Source organism: Telluria antibiotica, from assembly GCF_011682055.1.
GTDB lineage: Bacteria > Pseudomonadota > Gammaproteobacteria > Burkholderiales > Burkholderiaceae_D > Telluria > Telluria antibiotica.
In genome coordinates this window covers 157737-174236 of record NZ_JAAQOM010000016.1, presented here as the reverse complement: position 1 = coordinate 174236, position 16500 = coordinate 157737, and the positions used below count along the sequence as shown (strand labels likewise).

Annotated in this window: 14 protein-coding genes, 1 rRNA gene and 2 pseudogenes; 11 read left to right on the top strand and 6 right to left on the bottom strand. The window is 60.6% G+C overall.

What is annotated here, in order from left to right; all coding sequences use genetic code 11:
* The first annotated feature begins 7 nt into the window (after positions 1-7).
* Positions 8-120, top strand: a 5S ribosomal RNA gene (gene rrf, locus HAV22_RS24195).
* Between the two features lie 177 nt (positions 121-297).
* Complete coding sequence (locus HAV22_RS24190; RefSeq protein ID WP_166862608.1) at positions 298-2034, top strand: sensor domain-containing diguanylate cyclase; 1737 nt, start codon at positions 298-300, stop codon at positions 2032-2034.
* A gap of 12 nt (positions 2035-2046) precedes the next feature.
* Here HAV22_RS24190 and HAV22_RS24185 read toward each other — a convergent pair whose 3' ends face one another.
* From HAV22_RS24185 to HAV22_RS24170, 4 genes are all read right to left on the bottom strand, one after another.
* Positions 2047-2385, bottom strand: coding sequence for a DUF1840 domain-containing protein (locus HAV22_RS24185; protein WP_166862605.1), 339 nt, complete (start codon positions 2383-2385; stop codon positions 2047-2049).
* Positions 2386-2451: 66 nt separating this feature from the next.
* Positions 2452-3987, bottom strand: coding sequence for a hypothetical protein (locus HAV22_RS24180; protein WP_166862603.1), 1536 nt, complete (start codon positions 3985-3987; stop codon positions 2452-2454).
* Positions 3984-4724 carry an ABC transporter ATP-binding protein gene (locus tag HAV22_RS24175; RefSeq protein WP_166862601.1) on the bottom strand — a complete coding sequence of 247 codons (741 nt, stop codon included), beginning with the start codon at positions 4722-4724 and terminating at the stop codon, positions 3984-3986. The genes HAV22_RS24180 and HAV22_RS24175 overlap by 4 nt, the downstream gene beginning before the upstream one ends.
* Position 4725: 1 nt before the next feature.
* Positions 4726-5235, bottom strand: coding sequence for a hypothetical protein (locus HAV22_RS24170; RefSeq protein ID WP_166862599.1), 510 nt, complete (start codon positions 5233-5235; stop codon positions 4726-4728).
* 309 nt (positions 5236-5544) lie between these two features.
* Between HAV22_RS24170 and HAV22_RS24165 the strand changes: the two genes are divergently transcribed.
* On the top strand, positions 5545-6501 hold the full coding sequence (locus tag HAV22_RS24165; RefSeq protein ID WP_166862598.1) for a GlxA family transcriptional regulator: 957 nt from the start codon (positions 5545-5547) through the stop codon (positions 6499-6501).
* A gap of 87 nt (positions 6502-6588) precedes the next feature.
* Here the strand turns inward: HAV22_RS24165 and HAV22_RS24160 are convergent.
* Positions 6589-7305 (bottom strand): annotated as a pseudogene (locus HAV22_RS24160) (ATP-binding protein); the annotation flags it as partial.
* Positions 7306-7355: 50 nt separating this feature from the next.
* On the opposite strand from HAV22_RS24160, the gene HAV22_RS24155 reads away from it, so the two are divergent.
* From HAV22_RS24155 to HAV22_RS24125, 8 genes and pseudogenes are all read left to right on the top strand, one after another.
* A complete protein-coding gene (locus HAV22_RS24155; protein ID WP_208296351.1) occupies positions 7356-8045 on the top strand; it encodes a TnsA endonuclease N-terminal domain-containing protein in 690 nt (229 codons plus the stop codon).
* Positions 8038-9945: a TnsB C-terminal domain-containing protein gene (locus HAV22_RS24150; protein WP_166862593.1), complete on the top strand. Its 1908-nt coding sequence runs from the start codon at positions 8038-8040 to the stop codon at positions 9943-9945. The genes HAV22_RS24155 and HAV22_RS24150 overlap by 8 nt, the downstream gene beginning before the upstream one ends.
* Positions 9942-10832 (top strand): TniB family NTP-binding protein, encoded by an 891-nt coding sequence (locus HAV22_RS24145; RefSeq protein ID WP_166862591.1) that lies wholly within the window; start codon positions 9942-9944, stop codon positions 10830-10832. Before HAV22_RS24150 ends, HAV22_RS24145 begins: the two co-directional genes overlap by 4 nt.
* A pseudogene (locus HAV22_RS31860) lies at positions 10787-11257 on the top strand (TniQ family protein); the annotation flags it as partial. The gene HAV22_RS24145 and the pseudogene HAV22_RS31860, both read left to right, overlap by 46 nt.
* 93 nt (positions 11258-11350) lie before the next feature.
* Positions 11351-11908, top strand: coding sequence for a hypothetical protein (locus tag HAV22_RS31370; RefSeq protein ID WP_229421392.1), 558 nt, complete (start codon positions 11351-11353; stop codon positions 11906-11908).
* A gap of 737 nt (positions 11909-12645) precedes the next feature.
* A complete protein-coding gene (locus HAV22_RS24135) occupies positions 12646-13380 on the top strand; it encodes a hypothetical protein (protein ID WP_166862586.1) in 735 nt (244 codons plus the stop codon).
* A 186-nt stretch (positions 13381-13566) separates the two neighbouring features.
* Positions 13567-14304, top strand: coding sequence for a DUF5131 family protein (locus HAV22_RS24130; protein ID WP_166862584.1), 738 nt, complete (start codon positions 13567-13569; stop codon positions 14302-14304).
* A 7-nt stretch (positions 14305-14311) separates the two neighbouring features.
* Positions 14312-15574, top strand: a complete 1263-nt coding sequence (locus HAV22_RS24125) for a three-Cys-motif partner protein TcmP (RefSeq protein WP_166862582.1) — start codon at positions 14312-14314, stop codon at positions 15572-15574.
* On the opposite strand, the gene tcmP is transcribed toward HAV22_RS24125, so the two are convergent.
* On the bottom strand, positions 15571-16491 hold the full coding sequence (tcmP, locus tag HAV22_RS24120; protein ID WP_166862580.1) for a three-Cys-motif partner protein TcmP: 921 nt from the start codon (positions 16489-16491) through the stop codon (positions 15571-15573). The genes HAV22_RS24125 and tcmP overlap by 4 nt on opposite strands.
* Between the last annotated feature and the right edge of the window lie 9 nt (positions 16492-16500).

The following is a 16500-nucleotide window of genomic DNA, read 5'->3' as shown; positions in this document are numbered from 1 at the left end:
AGTTATGCCTGATGACCATAGCAAGTCGGTACCACCCCTTCCCATCCCGAACAGGACCGTGAAACGACTTTGCGCCGATGATAGTGCTGCAACCAGTGTGAAAGTAGGTTATCGTCAGGCTAGTTATTCGCAAAAGCCCGTTCAGTCAAGACTGAGCGGGCTTTTTGCTTTTTCGGGCCCGGAGAACGACAGCGGCGGCTGTCGTTTTTTCTACCTGGTCCGTCGACACGCAAATTTTTCTTTGTCGCTTGCGAAGTATTTACGGTAGCATCTCAGTCTTTATTTTTTGCAACCCGTATGGACGCCGCCAGCGATATCGACACCCGCGCCAAGCGCACCAGGCCAGTCCGCCTCGCGACATGGACGGTGTCGCTTGCGTGCCTGACGGTGGCGATCACGGCATTCCTCCAATTGACCCTCGTGGATCATTTCGCGATCCGCCATGCATCGGACGAGGCCGGATTGCGGCTCGAACAGCTGTCCTGGCAGATGCGCGACGCGCTCGACCGGACATTGGACCAGACGGCGCGCGACGTCGCCGTGCTGTCCACCCTGTCGGAGGTCCGCAACGCCCGAGATCCGGCAGGGGCACGGCGCGTCCTCGAGAGTTTCCAACATGATTTCCCCGACTATGCATGGATCGGCATCGCCAAGCCGGACGGTCGGGTGCTGGCGGCGACGAACGGCTTGCTGGAAAATCGCGACGTCAGGGCGCGGCCTTGGTTCCACGCCGGACAATTGCACGTGATCGCCGAGGATTACCATCCCGCGACCTTGCTGGGCAGCCTGCTGCCGCGTACGCCGGACCCGTGGCGTTTCGTCGACGTGGCGGGACCGATCCGGGATGCCGACGGCACGTTGCGCGGCGTCCTCGCCATCCACCTGAGCTGGACATGGGCGCGCTCGGTGGCTGCAGAATTGCTGACCCCGGCGCTGCGCGGCTCCGGCGCCGAGATCATCGTCGTCCGCAACGATGGCGTCGTGCTGCTGGGGCCCGAAGATTTACTGGAAAAACCGATCGCCACCGAAAGTCTGCGCCGCGCGTTCGACGGCGATACGGGCATCGTCAAGGAGCGCTGGCCCGATGGGCACACGTACATGACCGGCTACAGCCGGACGGGCCGGGGGCGTGACCGCGCGGGCCTGCGCTGGGCCATCCTCGTGCGCCAGACCGAGTCCGCGGCACTCGCGTCCGCGCGCGAACTGGAGCACCGCACGCGATGGCTGTGTGTCGGGCTGGCCGCTGTCCTCGCGACGCTGGCGGCCTTGCTGGCGCGGCGCATCGTCGAGCCATTGAAGGTGTTGAGTGGCGCCATCGAAGACCTCGCCCACGCGCCCGCGCGCGGGACGCCGGCCGCGGTCCCGCAGGTGAACAGCTTCCGGGAAGCGCAAGTACTGTCGAAAGCGTTGCGCGAGCTCGTCGCCAGCGAACGCACGCACCGTGAAGCGCTGGAGCGGATGAATGCGCAGCTGGAGGATACGGTCGCGGCGCGCACGGCCGAGTTGCAGGACATGCTGATGCGCGACGTGCTGACGGGCCTGCCGAACCGCCGCGCGCTGATGCAGGCGTTGCCGGAGGCGCTGTCGCGCGCGGCACGCGTGGAACGTCCGTGCGCCGTGCTGTTCATCGACATGGATGGATTCAAGCAGATCAACGACACCCGCGGCCACGAGGAAGGGGATGAGTTGTTGCGGCGCTTCGGCAAGCGCCTGCGGGACGGCATTCGCGAGACCGACGTGGCCGCGCGGCTGGCGGGCGATGAATTCGTGGTGGTGCTCGAACTGCTGAAGGATGCGGGGGATGCCGAGGACAAGGCGCACATCCTGCTCGACCAGCTGTCCCGTCCCTACGTGCTGCCCAGTGGCGGCGTGACGGTGGGCGTCAGCATCGGCGTGGCCCTGCAGTTGCCGCACGAACCGCAAGATACCGCACGCCTGCTGGCACGGGCCGACCAGGCGATGTATGAAGCCAAACGCAAGGGCAAGGGTCGCGTCGCGCTGTCCTCGGCCGGGCTCGAGCGGGAAACGTCCTGACTGAACGGGGACTCAGACGCCCCAGAGCACGTCCGTCTGCTGGTCGCGCGCCGCGCGCAGCATTTCCAGCAGGGGGAAGGCGCGCGTCGAAAAGCTCACGACCTCGACCGGCTCGTGCTCGGTATCTTCTTCGCCGTTGTGCGCCATGACGTCCTGTTCCATCTCGTCCGTAGGCTGGTGCTTGCGGCTTTCCTCGATCTCGTTTTCCAGCAGCTTGACGGCCCGGCCGGCTTCCTCGGCCGTGATGACGCCGCGGTCGCTGTCCTTTTGCAACAGGTCGAGGATCCGCTTGGCGTGATCCTGGTACATCATGACGTTGGGGTAGGCTTTGGATTTAAAGGTAATCAGCATAGTGTTCTCATTGAATCGCCAGTGACTAAACGATAACACGAGTAGCGGGAGAGGGTGCATTACCTCTCATACAGGATGGCGCCGGAGCAGCCAGGCGAGCAAAAGCACGCCCAGTCCCAGCGCCAGCACCACAGCGGCGGCCACCGCCATCCAGGCCGCGCCTTGCGTGGCCAGGGCGGTGAGCAGCCAGCCGAGTCCGGCCCAGCACAAGCTGCCGATCATTTCCAGCACCGAGCACAGGAAGTTTTCCTTGCCGCGCGTCTTGAAATCGCTGCGCGGCGCCGGCCGTCCGGTCCACAGCACGATGAGACCCGCGCTCAACACGGCCGCGCAGACGGTGAACGCGAACAGCAGGCCCGTCAGTGGCGCATGCGCGATCAGCCAGCACAGCGGCAGTGCGACGAGCAGCAGCGGCGGCATCGTGGCCGCGGCCAGCTTCGCGAGTTGTATCGTGCGCCGCGGCGCCGGCGCCGACAGCAGCAGGTCGGACGCATCTTCGGCGAGGACGACGATCCATGTGAGACTGCCCGCCAGCGAGCTGCACAGCAGCGTAAGGGCGGCGCCGATCGAGGGGCCCGTCTTGCCGTCGCGCAGCACAGGTAACAGCAAGGGCACGAGATAGATCAGCTGCAGCAGCACCTGCGCGATCAGGTTCGGGTCGCGGGCGATCAGCCGCCATTCCTTGATGACGATCGTGTCGAACAGGCTGCGGCGGAAACGGAAGCGCAATGCGCCGGCCGGACGGGTGCGGGCGCGTCCGGTGCCGGCGGCCTGCTGCAGCCCGTGGACGAAGAAGCCGTGCGTGCGGTGCACCGTCAGCGCGAAGGCGAGCCCTGCGAGCAGTACGGCGGCCAGCAGCGGCAGCGGGGCGCCGAGGACGGCATGGCCGGGCAGCCACAACGCGCTGTCCGTGCCGAACGCGCGGTGGCTGGCGAGGAAGGCCAGGAGGCCGGGGCCGGCGCTGTCGTCGTGGCGCGTGAGGTTATACGCTTGCGACAGCAGGAACAGCAGCGCGCCCGCGACGGCCGCCACGACCTGCGCCACGACGCGCGTACGGCGCGCACCCAGCACGCGCACGAGGGCCAGCGTCAGCAGCATGCCCGCGCAGGCCATCACCATCGCGGAGGTGCCGATCATCACGTACAGGCCCAGCCAGCCCGGATGACCGACCAGCAGCGCGGCGGTGGCGAACGGGCCGGCCAGGAACACATAAGGCGTCGCGACTGCGGCCGCGATGCCGAGCAGGCGCACCGCGAAGATGCTGCGCGAGGGTAGCGGCGACGACAGCAACAGGTCGAGGTCGCCGCGTTCGAACAGGGAGAGCACGGCGCTTCGCAACGCGCTGGACAGCATGAAGGTCGCGCATGTGATGACCATGACCGTGAGCGGGATGGCGAGGTGCGCAGCGTCCATGCCGTCGCGATCCAGCTCGCGCATCAACAGGAAGGCGACGACGTGCAACGCGAGCCAGCCCACGACCCAGATGGCGATGGTTGCTCCGCCCGGACGGCGCGTGCGGTTCTTGTTCAGTGCCGCGCCATGCCAGGCGAGCCGTAATTCGTGACGCAGCAGCCAGAGTGTGCTTCCCGGCGCGGCACTCATCCGGCCTGTCCTTCCGTGAGGTGCAGGAACACGTCTTCCAGGCTACCGCCGTGCGTGCGTGCGCGCAGCTCGGCCAGCGTGCCTTCGGCGATCAGGCGACCCTGGCGGATGATGCCGATGCGCTGGGCCAGCCGTTCCGCCACCTCGAGGATGTGCGTGGTCAAAATCACCGTGCCGCCTTTTTCGACGTGTGACACCAGCAGATCCTTCACCTGGCGCGCGGCGGCAGCGTCCAGGCCGGTCAGCGGTTCGTCCAGGATCAAGAGCTCGGGCTCGTGGATCAGCGCGCCGGCCAGCGCCAGCTTCTGCTTCATCCCGCGCGAAAAACCTTCGGTCAGCTCGTGCGCATGCGGTGCCAGGTCGAGCCAGTCGAGCAGATGGCGCGCGCGCGGCTCGGCGTCCTCGGCGCGGATGCCCCACAGGCCTGCGACGAATTCCAGGTATTCGGTGGGCTTCAGCTTCCCGTACAGCAGCGGGTCATCCGGCAGGTAGGCCATGCCGCGCTTGGCGCCGGCAGGGTCGCGCGCGATGTCGATGCCGAGCACTTCGACGGTGCCCGTGTCCGGTGCCAGCAGGCCCGTTACCATGCGCAAGGTCGTCGTCTTGCCGGCGCCGTTCGGGCCCAGCAACGCATACAGTTCGCCGCGCCGGACCGTGAGGTCGAGTCCGTCGACGGCCGGGCGGCCAAACGATTTACGCAGCGCGGCGATGCGCAGCGCGGGAGAGTCGGTAAGCATGTCAGGGCAGTTTGAAGGACGTGAGGAATTGTTCGACCTGCTCGTCGGGCAGCGACTTTGGTCTGCCGAGCACGATCACCTGGTAGAACTGCTTGCCGCGCGATTCAAAATGGCCGACGAGCCGCACGGGCCTGCCGTGGTCGGTCCCGTTCGCGTCGACGTCGCGCGTGGCACGCTCGTCGCTGGCAGTGGCCTTCTCGTGCGTGACGGTGGCGTTGATGTTGCGCACCAGCGCGGCCTGCATCGCTTCCAGCGCGGCCTGGGCGTGCGCGGCATCCGGCGCCTCGGCCGAGCCGACGGCGAACGTCGCGCCATCGACCTCGGCCGCGGTCATCGTCAGGGACACCTGCATGCCGTCCAGGTCGATGGTGCGCGTCACCGTACTCGGCTTCGCGGGGAAGGTGACGTGGTAGGACGCGGTCGGGCTCGCATAGTCGCGCCAGTTGTACTTGGGGGAACAGCCCGCGAACAGCAGGCACAGCGCGGCGGCGGCAAAGAGTCGTGTTGTCATGACGGCATGGTAACAGGGCTTGCCCGGCGGCGAAACGGGGTCGCTTGCGATCTTTTGCCGGCCGGCGCGCCCGCAATGGCACATTGCCTTAAATTTTAGATCGATCGTCGAACAAATGGTTTTGTCTCAAATAGCAACCATCCCTCTGTTGCAGCCCATTCGTGCGTACGCACACGTCGTTAAATGCCTATCTACTTTGTCAGTTGCTTTTGGCCGGGAGCGCGCGGGTGTCGTATGATTATCATCATGCACTGCAGCACACGCTGTGGACTGAGCCACTCGGCAAGCCAAATGAATACTGAGGACACCATGAAACGCAGAATCGGACTCTTGCTGCCCCCCGGCTTCCAGGCATTGGATCTCATGGCGACGACGGTTTATGAATTTGCCAACGTGCTGTGCGACGAACCTTGCTACGAAGTCTCGATCCTGTCCGAACATGGGGGCGCCATGACCAGCTCTTCGGGCATCAACGTGTTGACGGAGGCCGTCACGCGTTACGACTACGACACGCTGCTGGTGGCCGGGCAGATGGTGCCGCGCCGGCCGTCGTCGCCGGGTTTCGTCGAGATCCTGCGCCAGGCCGGCGTGCAATCGCGCCGTGTGGGCAGCATTTGCACGGGCGCCTTCCTGCTGGCAGAGGCCGGTCTGCTGGACGGCAAGCGTGCTACGACGCACTGGTCGGTGGCGCGCGACCTGCAGCGCATGTATCCGAAGGTCCGCGTCGAGGAAGACCGCATCTTCATCAACGAAGGCAACGTCTGGACGTCGGCCGGCATGACCGCATGTGCGGACCTGTGCCTGGCGCTCGTCGAGAGCGACCACGGCATCGAACTGTCGCGCAATATCGCCCGCAAGCTGGTCGTCTACCACCGCCGCAGCGGGGGGCAGTCGCAGTTCTCGGCGCTGCTCGAACTCGAGCCGAAATCGGACCGTATCCAGCAGGCGCTGTCGTACGCGAAGCGTCACCTGCGCAAGCCGCTGTCCGTCGACGAGCTCGCGGAGGCGGCCAACCTGAGCACGCGCCAGTTCAGCCGTACGTTCCGCATCGAGACGGGACAGTCGCCGGCGCGCGCGATCGAGGTGCTGCGAGTGGAAGCGGCGCGTGCAATGATCGAGGGCAGCAATCATTCGATCGACGTCGTGGCGCGCGAGACGGGCTTTTCCGACCCGGAGCGCATGCGCCGCGCTTTCCTGCGCGCGTTCGGCCAGCCGCCGCAGGCCATCAAGCGCGCGGCGCGCGAGCAGGCGTCGACAGGGCTCTGATTTCTGCGCGACACCTGATGCCCGGCCCTGCGGCTGGCGGGGGCGTGTGTCGCGTCGTGCCGCCGTGATGCCTGTCACGTCTCCCTCCTATTGATCGCGCAGCCCGCGCCGGTACTGGATCGCTTCGGCCACGTGGCCGGCGCCCACGCCATCCGCGCCGGCCAGGTCGGCGATCGTACGCGCCACTTTCAGCACGCGGTGGTATGCGCGGGCGGACCAGTGCAGGTGCTGCATCGCGTCGCCCAGCAGCCGCGTGGCGCTACCGTCGAGACGGCAGTGCAGGTCGATCTCGCGCGTCGTCAGCTTGCGGTTGGCCTTGCCCTGGCGTTCCAGCTGGTGCGCGTGCGCGTGCGCGACGCGGGCCGCCACGGCGGCGCTCGGCTCGCCGTCGGCCAGCTGCGCCATCGCGTCCGGCGTCATTGCCGTCACCGGGACCTGGATGTCGATGCGGTCGAGCAGGGGACCGGAAATGCGGTCCTGGTAGCGCTGCACGGCTTCCGGCGTGCAGCGGCATTTGCCGGACGGGTGGCCGAGCCAGCCGCATGGGCATGGGTTCATCGCCGCGATCAGCTGGAAATTGGCGGGAAAGTCTGCCTGGCGCGCCGCGCGTGAGATCGTGATTTCTCCTGTTTCCAGCGGTTCGCGCAGCACTTCCAGTACCTTGCGGTCGAATTCCGGCAACTCGTCGAGGAACAGCACGCCGTGGTGCGCCAGCGAGATCTCGCCCGGCCGCGGCACCGGTCCGCTGTCAATTCCTCCAGAATTCGCGACTGAGATTGCTTGACACAGGGGAAGCAACTCGGGCATATTACGTTTAATCTTGCGACTGAAAACATCTGATCTGGCGACTGAACATGAAAATCTGCGAAAAAAAGCGACTGGATTTAATGTCGCCAGTTCGGTCCATCGGGATGAGCTACCGGTCGCTGACCGGAAAGGTCGTTCTAAATTCTGGCCATTCAGCCGGCTTTGAGTCTTCGCTCGAGCGGGACTGGCTCATCTGTCTGGACTTCGATCCAGATGTTGAGGCGATCCTCGAGCAGCCCTTTTCGCTCAACTATCAACTCGATGGGCGTGAGCTGCGGTACACGCCTGATGTGTTGGCTCAATACCGGGAACGTGACGGACGGATTCCCATTGTGGTATTCGAGGTCAAGCCTTATGACGAGGTTCGTCTTGACTTCGCCAAGTATCGCCAGCGCTTTAAGCAGATGATCAGGTACTGCCGCGAGCGCGATTGGCGCTTCAAGATCGTCACCGAGCGTGATATTCGTACACCCTATCTCGACAATGCAAAGTTCCTGCGCAAGTACCGCAGACTAGCGACACAGGAGCTCTATAGGGAGCAACTACTGTATAGCCTGAGAGCCCTCGGGCCAACGACACCTCAGGCCTTGCTCGCGATGGCTTACCTTCATGTCGAAAAACGTATGGCGGCCTTGCCCGAGCTTTGGCGCATGGTGGCGCGACGCGAAGTCAGTACCGAGCTCAATAAGCCTCTTACCATGCACTCGACCATCTGGCTGGGGATCCAGCATGAGTAACCGTCTTCCTCAAGCGTTTTTCGCGGCGGAGCCGGGCCAAGTGGTCAGGTCGGCAAATCGCGTGTATCGGATCACGCACCTGGTTTCGATCGATAGCGTGTTTGCTGTCGATATCCAGACAAACGAAAGTACGCGCCTGCGGATTGATTCGCTCGAGCCGGTGGATGAGGAAGCGCAGGCGACTGACCAGACGTCAGGTATGGACCGCGATCTGCTTCTCTACAGCGAAAAGGACTGGCAGGAAGCGCAGAGGCGGTTCCAGGCCATCAAGCTGTTGCTGGATAATCCCTTGCGTACCCGAGCGGATGCGGAGCAGATTGCGCAGCAATACGACGTGCACACGGCAACGCTTTACAAGTGGCTGAAGGCATACCAGGAAGCCGGTCATGTTTCCGCCCTGGTGCCGACGAAGCGAGGCCGTCGGGCAGGCACCAAGATGCTGCAGGGTGAGCAGGAAAAACTGATTGCTACCGTCATCGATGACGAGTTCCTGACCAGACAGCGTATGAAGCCTCAGGATGTCATTGACGAAGTCATGCGCCGGGCCCGCTTGGCGAAGATCGAAGCGCCCCATCCCAACACGATTCGCAAGCGCATCAAGATGTTGCCTGCCGCCGAAACGCTCCGGCGCCGCGGGCACAGGGAATTGGCGCGAAACAAATACGATCCGATTCGAGGTGAGTTCCCTGGCGCGGACTTTCCTTTGGCCGTCGTTCAGATCGACCATACGCCGGCGGACATCATTCTTGTCGACGATGTGCACAGGCAGCCTATTGGACGGCCGTGGCTCACGTTCGCTATCGACGTGTATAGCCGCATGATCGTAGGCATCCACATCACGTTCGAGAAGCCAAGCTCCACGTCGGTTGCGATGTGCATCTCCCAGGCGATCTGTCCCAAGCGCGAATACTTGGCCGAACTTGGAGTCAGCGGCGAGTGGCCGGTTTGGGGCACCATGAACGTAATCCACTGTGATAACGCGAAGGAGTTTCGAGGGATTGTTCTGGAGCGCGCCTGCAAGGAGTATGCGATCGACCTGCAGTGGCGGCCGCCACTTCGTCCGCATTATGGCGGTCACATCGAACGCTACATGGGCACCATGGCTAACCAGATCCGCAAGTGGCCTGGCACGACGTTTTCAAACACCACCCAGCGCAAGGGTTACGATTCCGAAGCCGAGTCCGCGCTTACGTTACGCGAATTCGAGTACTTGGTTGTCGAGTTTGTCGTCAACGTTTATCACCAGCGTAACCATAGCGAGCTCGGTATGCCGCCACGCAAAAAATGGGAGCTCGGCATTCTTGGCGATGCAACGAAGCCCGGCGTTGGTATCCCTCCGGTCCCCGGCGACCCTGCGCGTTTGCAGCTGGACTTTATGCCTTTTTACGAGCGCTCAGTCCAGCAGTATGGCATCCAGATCGAATGCATCAACTATTACGATCCGGTGCTCGACCCCTACATCAACTCGACCGATCCAGACAATCCAAAAATGCGCCGGTCGTTCCTCATCAGGCGTAATCCCCGGGATATCAGCAAGGTGTACTTCTTCGATCCTATCGCCAAGTCCTACTATCCCATTCCATATCGGGACATGGGCCATCCTGCGATGAGCGCATGGGAGCTGAAGGAAGTCCAGCGCAAGCTCAAGGAGGAAGGTCGTAGCAATATCGATGAGCACGCGATTTTTGACGCTTTGGGACGCATGCGAAGCGTCGTAGAGCAATCCGTCCATAAAACCAAGGCTGCGCGCCGCCAGGCGACACGGACGCCACCGAAGGCCATGGTCAAGGAAAAGCCGTTGACCGATACCGATTTCGTAGTGCGACCTGTACCGGTGATCGAGGACGATCCATTCGCGCAGCCAATTCAACCGTTTGACGATGTGGCGGTATCACGATGATCGACGCTCTTTCTCACCTCAATAGCGATGTCCTGCCATTGCTTCAGTTACCTGCGGATGAGAGGATCGAGCACTGCAAGTCTGATCATTGGATTGGATACACGCGGGCCGTGCAGATCATGCAGCAGCTGGACCAGTTGCTGGTCTATCCGAAATCGCTTCGCATGCCCAACCTACTTATCGTGGGGCGAAGCGGAAACGGGAAGAGTTCGATACTTGAGCGCTTTGCACACCGTCACCCCGTGCAGATCACGAGTACAGGCAGTCCCATCGCGCACGTCCTGCTCATCTCGATGCCTGAGACACCGGACGAGTCGGAGTTCTGGTCCGAGATTCTCTGGTCGATGGGTATTTCCCACGGCGACCGTGATTCCGCAGCAGCCAAAAAACGCCAAGCAAAATCGATCTTGAGTTACGCAGGGATTCGGGTGCTTGTCATCGACGAGTTCAACAACCTCACTACTGCAGGTAAAAAGGCCGGGGACCTTCTTGCGGCGATCAAAGGTCTAAGTAACGACCTGAAAATTTCAGTGATTGCCGCTGGCACTCAGGCCGCGATCAATGCGCTCAACCTTGAGCCGCAGATGAAGTCTCGCTTCGAGCCTGCGGCGTTGGATCGATGGAGGCTCGACACCGAATATCTGCGTTTCCTGGCAAGTTATGAGCGGCTGCTTCCGCTGGCTGAGCCTTCCAACTTGGCTTCGCGCGAGTTGGCGCCTAAGCTGTATTCGATGGCCGGCGAGACCCTCGGTTCGACAGTCAAGCTATTGAAGGGAGCGGCGAGCTTTGCGATCAGTTCGGGTAAGGAACGAATTGACGAACAAGTGCTCACGAAGATGACATGGACGCGCCCGGACGAGTGGGAGGACATTGCCAAGCGCGTGTAGAACCACGCTCTTGGACAATCCATCTTAGTGCGCTGCCAGACGAGCTCTTGAGTTCATATCTCGTACGCTCGGCACATGCGCACGGGATGCATCCGATGCGCTTTACTTCATTGCATTTTCCGGGCGCCCAAGTATGGACCCGCGATATTGATCTCCATGTACAGGCGCCAGTGCTGAAAACGATCGCTCAAGCTGCGAACCTATCGCTAGGCACGCTCAGGTCGATGACGCTTGCCGATCTTATCCCGGCAAGATCTGGCGAACATCACGCGTGCTGTGGTCAATCGAAGTGGGTTACCTCGGTCGGCATGCATGGACGCTCGCGTACGCGATTCGGGCTGCGCTACTGTCCAGCGTGCCTACGAGCTGATAACGCTTTTCTTCGCCCTTGGCGCCTGACTTTTACGTTTGCCTGCCGTATTCATCATCGTATGCTTGAGGATCACTGCTCCACGTGTGGCGCGCCGGTCGTCCCACACCGGGCACGAAGTGTCTCGTCGATCTGTCATCGGTGTGGCATGCTGCTCGGCGGTTCTTCTGAGAGCCGCTCCAGTTCAGTGGTGGATGACGCGTTAAAAGTTCAGGATAAATTTTTGTGCTTTTGCGAGCGAGACAAGATCCTGGTTGCCGACACTTTGGTCGATACGCCTGATTTTTTTGCAGGGGTCGGATTGTTGTTGACGATTTTGAGAGAAAAAATGCATTCACGTCAGGGCGTATTCGATGCCGAGGATCGAGCCGTCCTGGACAGCCACGAAGCGCTACGCTTGTCCAACACTGCCGTTCGACTGCGCCTGTTCACCAGAACGCTGGATATCATTGAGCGATGGCCCGATGAATTCTTGCGCATAGCAACTGCAACATGCATGACCCAAGCCGCTTTCGCACACTACGGAAGCGCGCCGCCCTGGCTGGCCGATCAGATCAAGCTGCTGCCGGAAAGGCTGCGTCCGCGCTACACCTATCGTGGTGCTACGCTCGTCAAACGAGTACGGCAAATCGAAGAGGATGGAGGTGCGCGTTGTCGGGAGAGGCGCGCACGTGAACTGATGGCCGCGGCGAGGAAGTGGTCATGAGTGTAGATTCAAAATTTGGGCGCTACTGCGATGGTTGTGGCCGTCTGATGGAGACTGCGCACAAGCTCCACCTTGGCAATGAGTATTGCGGCGGCTGCTACAAGCGATTCTTTAGAGCCGCATCATGTGTGCTTTGCGCAGGCAAAACTGTCGCTCACAAGAACGACATGGAACCCGTTTGCTCGGCCTGCACGACAGCGACACGGACTTGCCTTCGATGCGAGAAGCCCGTGCCGCGAGCTGGTTTGCTGGTTGATGGCCGAGCAGTATGTCCGTCGTGCGTTCCATACTTTAAGGAGCCGGAAAAGTGCGCAAGATGTGATCGGGTCACGCCTCGCCTGTCGACCATGCCTTCTGCCGGCGTCTTCGAAAGAATCTGCGATTCGTGCAGGAACAGGCACACGCACGCAACATGCAGCCTTTGTCGCAAATACCGCAAGGTAGGGCGTCGCGGCGAAGGCGCGGAACCCATTTGCACGGACTGTGTTCGCAATGAGGGCGTGACGCACGCCTGTCCAGGTTGCAGCGTCGAGATGCCTGGCAAAGGCACATCGCGTTGTCGCGCGTGCCTGAACCGGGCTGCGGTTGATCGGGAAGTCAGGCTGACGACAACGATTTTCGAGCACGAATGGGTCGCCGTCCTATGGTCTCGTTTTGCGGACTGGGTCTACGGCCGGTCACCGGGCAACCCGAAGGTTCTCGATATAGTACGGTCTCATCAAGGGTTCTTCGAGCGTGTGGACGCTGCCTTCGAATCCGCTCTGGATCTGACAGGTTCCGCGTTGCTACGTGTGTTCGGGACGGCGGCACTCCGTCGTCACTTGCTTCCAGTCCAATTCCTCGCTGAGCAGCTTGACATACACGTGCATAGCGAGGCTAAGAGCGACGCGTCTGAAATCGATCGCATCAATGAAACGTTGATCGCTGCAAAACATAGCTCTTGGAACGAGCTCATTCACGCCTACCATCAAGTGCTTCTTGACAGCCCTTTGGCACCGCGGAGCATCAGGATGTATCTTGCCACCGCTGCGGCGTTCTGCGCTCACGCAGACGTCGGTATGAACGCATGGAGTCATGGTGCCCTTGAGCGGTACCTCAATGACAAACCAGGTGCAAAGAACAATCTTTCGCGCTTTGTCTCATTCTGCAAGAGCTCGCGCGGATGGGATGTCCAAATGCCTGCCAAAGGGGCCGCCGTACAGCCACTGCCCGATCCGGTTCGCTCGGCCAGGACGTTGCGAGAACTACTCCAGAAAGTTGAGGCTACCGGACTACAGAATGCGCCACGGGACGTGTTGGGTGCGATTTTATCTGTATCACTCGGTCTGCCTAAATCGACCGTGATGTCATCAACGGCAGACTTTCAGGTCACGCCCGACACCGTTACATTTTGCCGCGGTAGCGAGAAGATCCTTATCCCGAACGAGTTGGAGCCGTACGCAAGGCGTTTTGCTGAAATGACCATCAAATAACAACGTTGTTGCGCTTTGCCAGTCTGCTCAACACCTCAACCGTTAGGCGGTTTTAGGTAAGATATCATTACGATTTGGCCACTTGCTCCGGTGATTCCGTGTTGGACAATATGCGTTGATAGAAGGTCGGACGCTGACTGATTTGGTAGAACTAGAGATGAAACATTGTCGGAAACCGGAGGACGCATGACAACGGGCACAAACATCGAATGGACTGAAATGACGTGGAACCCGACGGTGGGTTGTACGAAGATTTCTCCTGGTTGCAAAAATTGCTACGCCGAGAAAATGGCTGAGCGCTTGATGGCGATGTCGACGCCAGGTTATGAAAATGGCTTCACGTTGACGCTGCTGCCCAATCGGCTTGATGATCCACTGCGTCGAAAGAAGCCTACGGTCTACTTCGTCAATTCGATGTCCGACCTGTTCCACGAAGACGTGCCTTTCGACTATATCGACAGCGTTTTTGAGGTGATCAAAAAAGCGCATTGGCACACTTTCCAGATTTTGACCAAGCGTGCCGACAGACTCTCCGAGTATTTCGGGACTCGTATCGCGCCGACCAATGCCTGGCTGGGCGTGTCGGTCGAAGACAGAAAGTACGGCATACCACGGATCGACTACCTGCGTACTGTGAAAGCGACCGTCCGGTTCCTGTCGATCGAACCTCTGCTGGAAGACTTGGGAAAAATAAACCTGACCGATATCCACTGGGTTATCGTGGGTGGCGAGTCGGGACCAAAGGCACGGCCAATGAAGCAAGAATGGGTCGAGTCGATTCAGGTGCAATGTGAAGCGCAGGCCGCGGCGTTCTTCTTCAAACAGTGGGGTGGCTGGGGCGCCGATGGCAAGCGCCGCGCCAAGAAGTCGAACGGCCGCCTCATCAATGGGCGCACATACGACGAGATGCCCGCAGCGATATAGGAATCCTATGCTCAGTCAGTACACCTGGAAGCATGGACTTGAGGCGATCGCACAGCACAGCATCGCAAAGCACCGCATTTTGCAAGCCTATCTGTCCGAGTACTTCAAGGTGCTAATGGGTGGGCGCCGGGATGAGTTCAAGCTCACTCTGGTGGACGGGTTTGCTGGCGGCGGAAGATACTTTCATGAGGATACGCGGGTACCCGTGCGTGGCTCGCCACTCATCCTCTTGGACGTCGCGAGGGAGGCGGAGTTCCAGGTTAATCGTGAACGAACCCATCCAGTACGCTTTGACCTGTCGTACTTCTTTATCGAAGCGAGAAAAGAAGCATACCAGCACCTCCTGAAGGTGCTCGACGAGGAAGGTCATAGTGGACGGCTGGAAGACGACATCTTCGTCAGGCATGCGAACTTCCTCGACCAAGCCAGGCCGATCATCCAGTTCATTGCAAAGAAAAGCCCGCGCAACGGTCGGTCGATCTTTGTGCTCGACCAGTTCGGCTACAACGCGGTACCGACGACGATCATTCGCGAAATTCTGGATACCCTGCCTGGGGCCGAGGTGATCCTTACGTTCGGCGTCGACTCTTTACTGAACTTCGCGAATGAAACTGTCCTGGCCAACGGGCTGAGCAAGCTCGGCATGCCCGCGCTACTGGCGGGCAAGTCGATCCGAGACATCAAGCAGTCCGACCGTGACTGGAGGCTTTTCATCCAGTCGACTCTGTACCAGTCGCTCGTCCGTAGTTGCGGCGCGAAGCATTTCACCCCGTTCTTCATTCGCAACAAGCACGGCCATGGTGACTATTGGCTCATCCACCTGTCGCAGCACCATAAAGCGCGCGATGTGATGACGACCGTTCACTGGCAGAACCACAATCATTTCATTCACTACGCTGGCGCAGGCCTCGACATGTTCAACATGCTCGGTTATGACCCGCGGTTCGATCATGATCACTTGGGACAAGGCCTGCTGGGGTTCGAATTCGACATGCCGGCTCGTGAGAAGAGTGTCGGCGCGCTTATGGAACAGATCCCGAAAATCATCTATGCGCACGACGATGGCTTGACTTACGAGTCGCTCTACGTTTCCACGTGCAACGAGTCGCCAGCGACATCGGAAATCTATCAGGATGCGCTTTCGCAGTTGATCGCACACGGCGCTGCGGCTGTTGTGGGTCCAGGTGGAGAACATCGACGCTCCGCCCGACAGATCAAGCCGACTGACCGCATTATTCCGCCGCCACAGCGGCCGTTATTTTCCCTCTAGTTCGGGTCGAATAGCGAGAAATTTTGGTCCGGCGCACTCGGTTTTGCCAGTTTTCGTTTCGGCACAGTTCCGAATTTCCCAAGGATGTGCGACGCAATTTTCTTGGCAAGGCCAACCGCCTTCGGCGCCGGGTTTGAGATACAGCAAAACAGCGCAAACAAGGGCGCTCCTGTAGCCGACCGCAGGTACAGCGGCTCGCTCACCCAACCAGTGAAGACGCCAGCCAATCGCGCTTGCACAAATGTCGTGATGTCTTCAGGCGTCGAAACCCGCTTCTTGCTTTCCTGCTCACCGAGCAAGCCTGTCTGGCCGTCCGACTTGTAGAAGTGATCGCGCCACGTTGGAGTACCTAGTACATCGTCGAGCGAGTCTGACTTGGATTGGTCGATCTTGTCGAAGTTATGCGCAGCCTGTCGATAGACGCCGCTCAAGGGGAACAGATACCAGACGTCGATCGCCTTGGTCGCCGCTATTTTCTCAAGGGTCGCCCAGGGGACCGTCATGCCATATGGGTCAAGGAATAGGACCCCACGGCAGCGATTCCAGTTGAGTGTGCCAAGTAACTTGTTGATGGCAACATTCGCATCGTCATTGTGCACCCGGACACGATCGCCATATCCCGCCGCCAGCTTGGTCAACTCGTCAGCGTGTGCCCGGTTCAGGTCAATCAAATGTACCTGGTCGAAGGCCGGAGCAGTTTCGAGTGCGATTTTCGCTGAGCCAGCAATTGTCTCGACCGTTTGTTCATCCGTCTTGATCTCGCATTCACCAGTGCCGGCAAACGCGTCGATGTAGACGCGCGTGAAGGGGCGGCTCGCGGAAGGGCTGTTCTGTAGAGCCAGGTTGAACGCAGCCAAGTACCGGCCGAGGAGGTCCAGCTTGATTTGAGTCCATGGACCACCAAAACTGTGCTTCATCAGATCGCT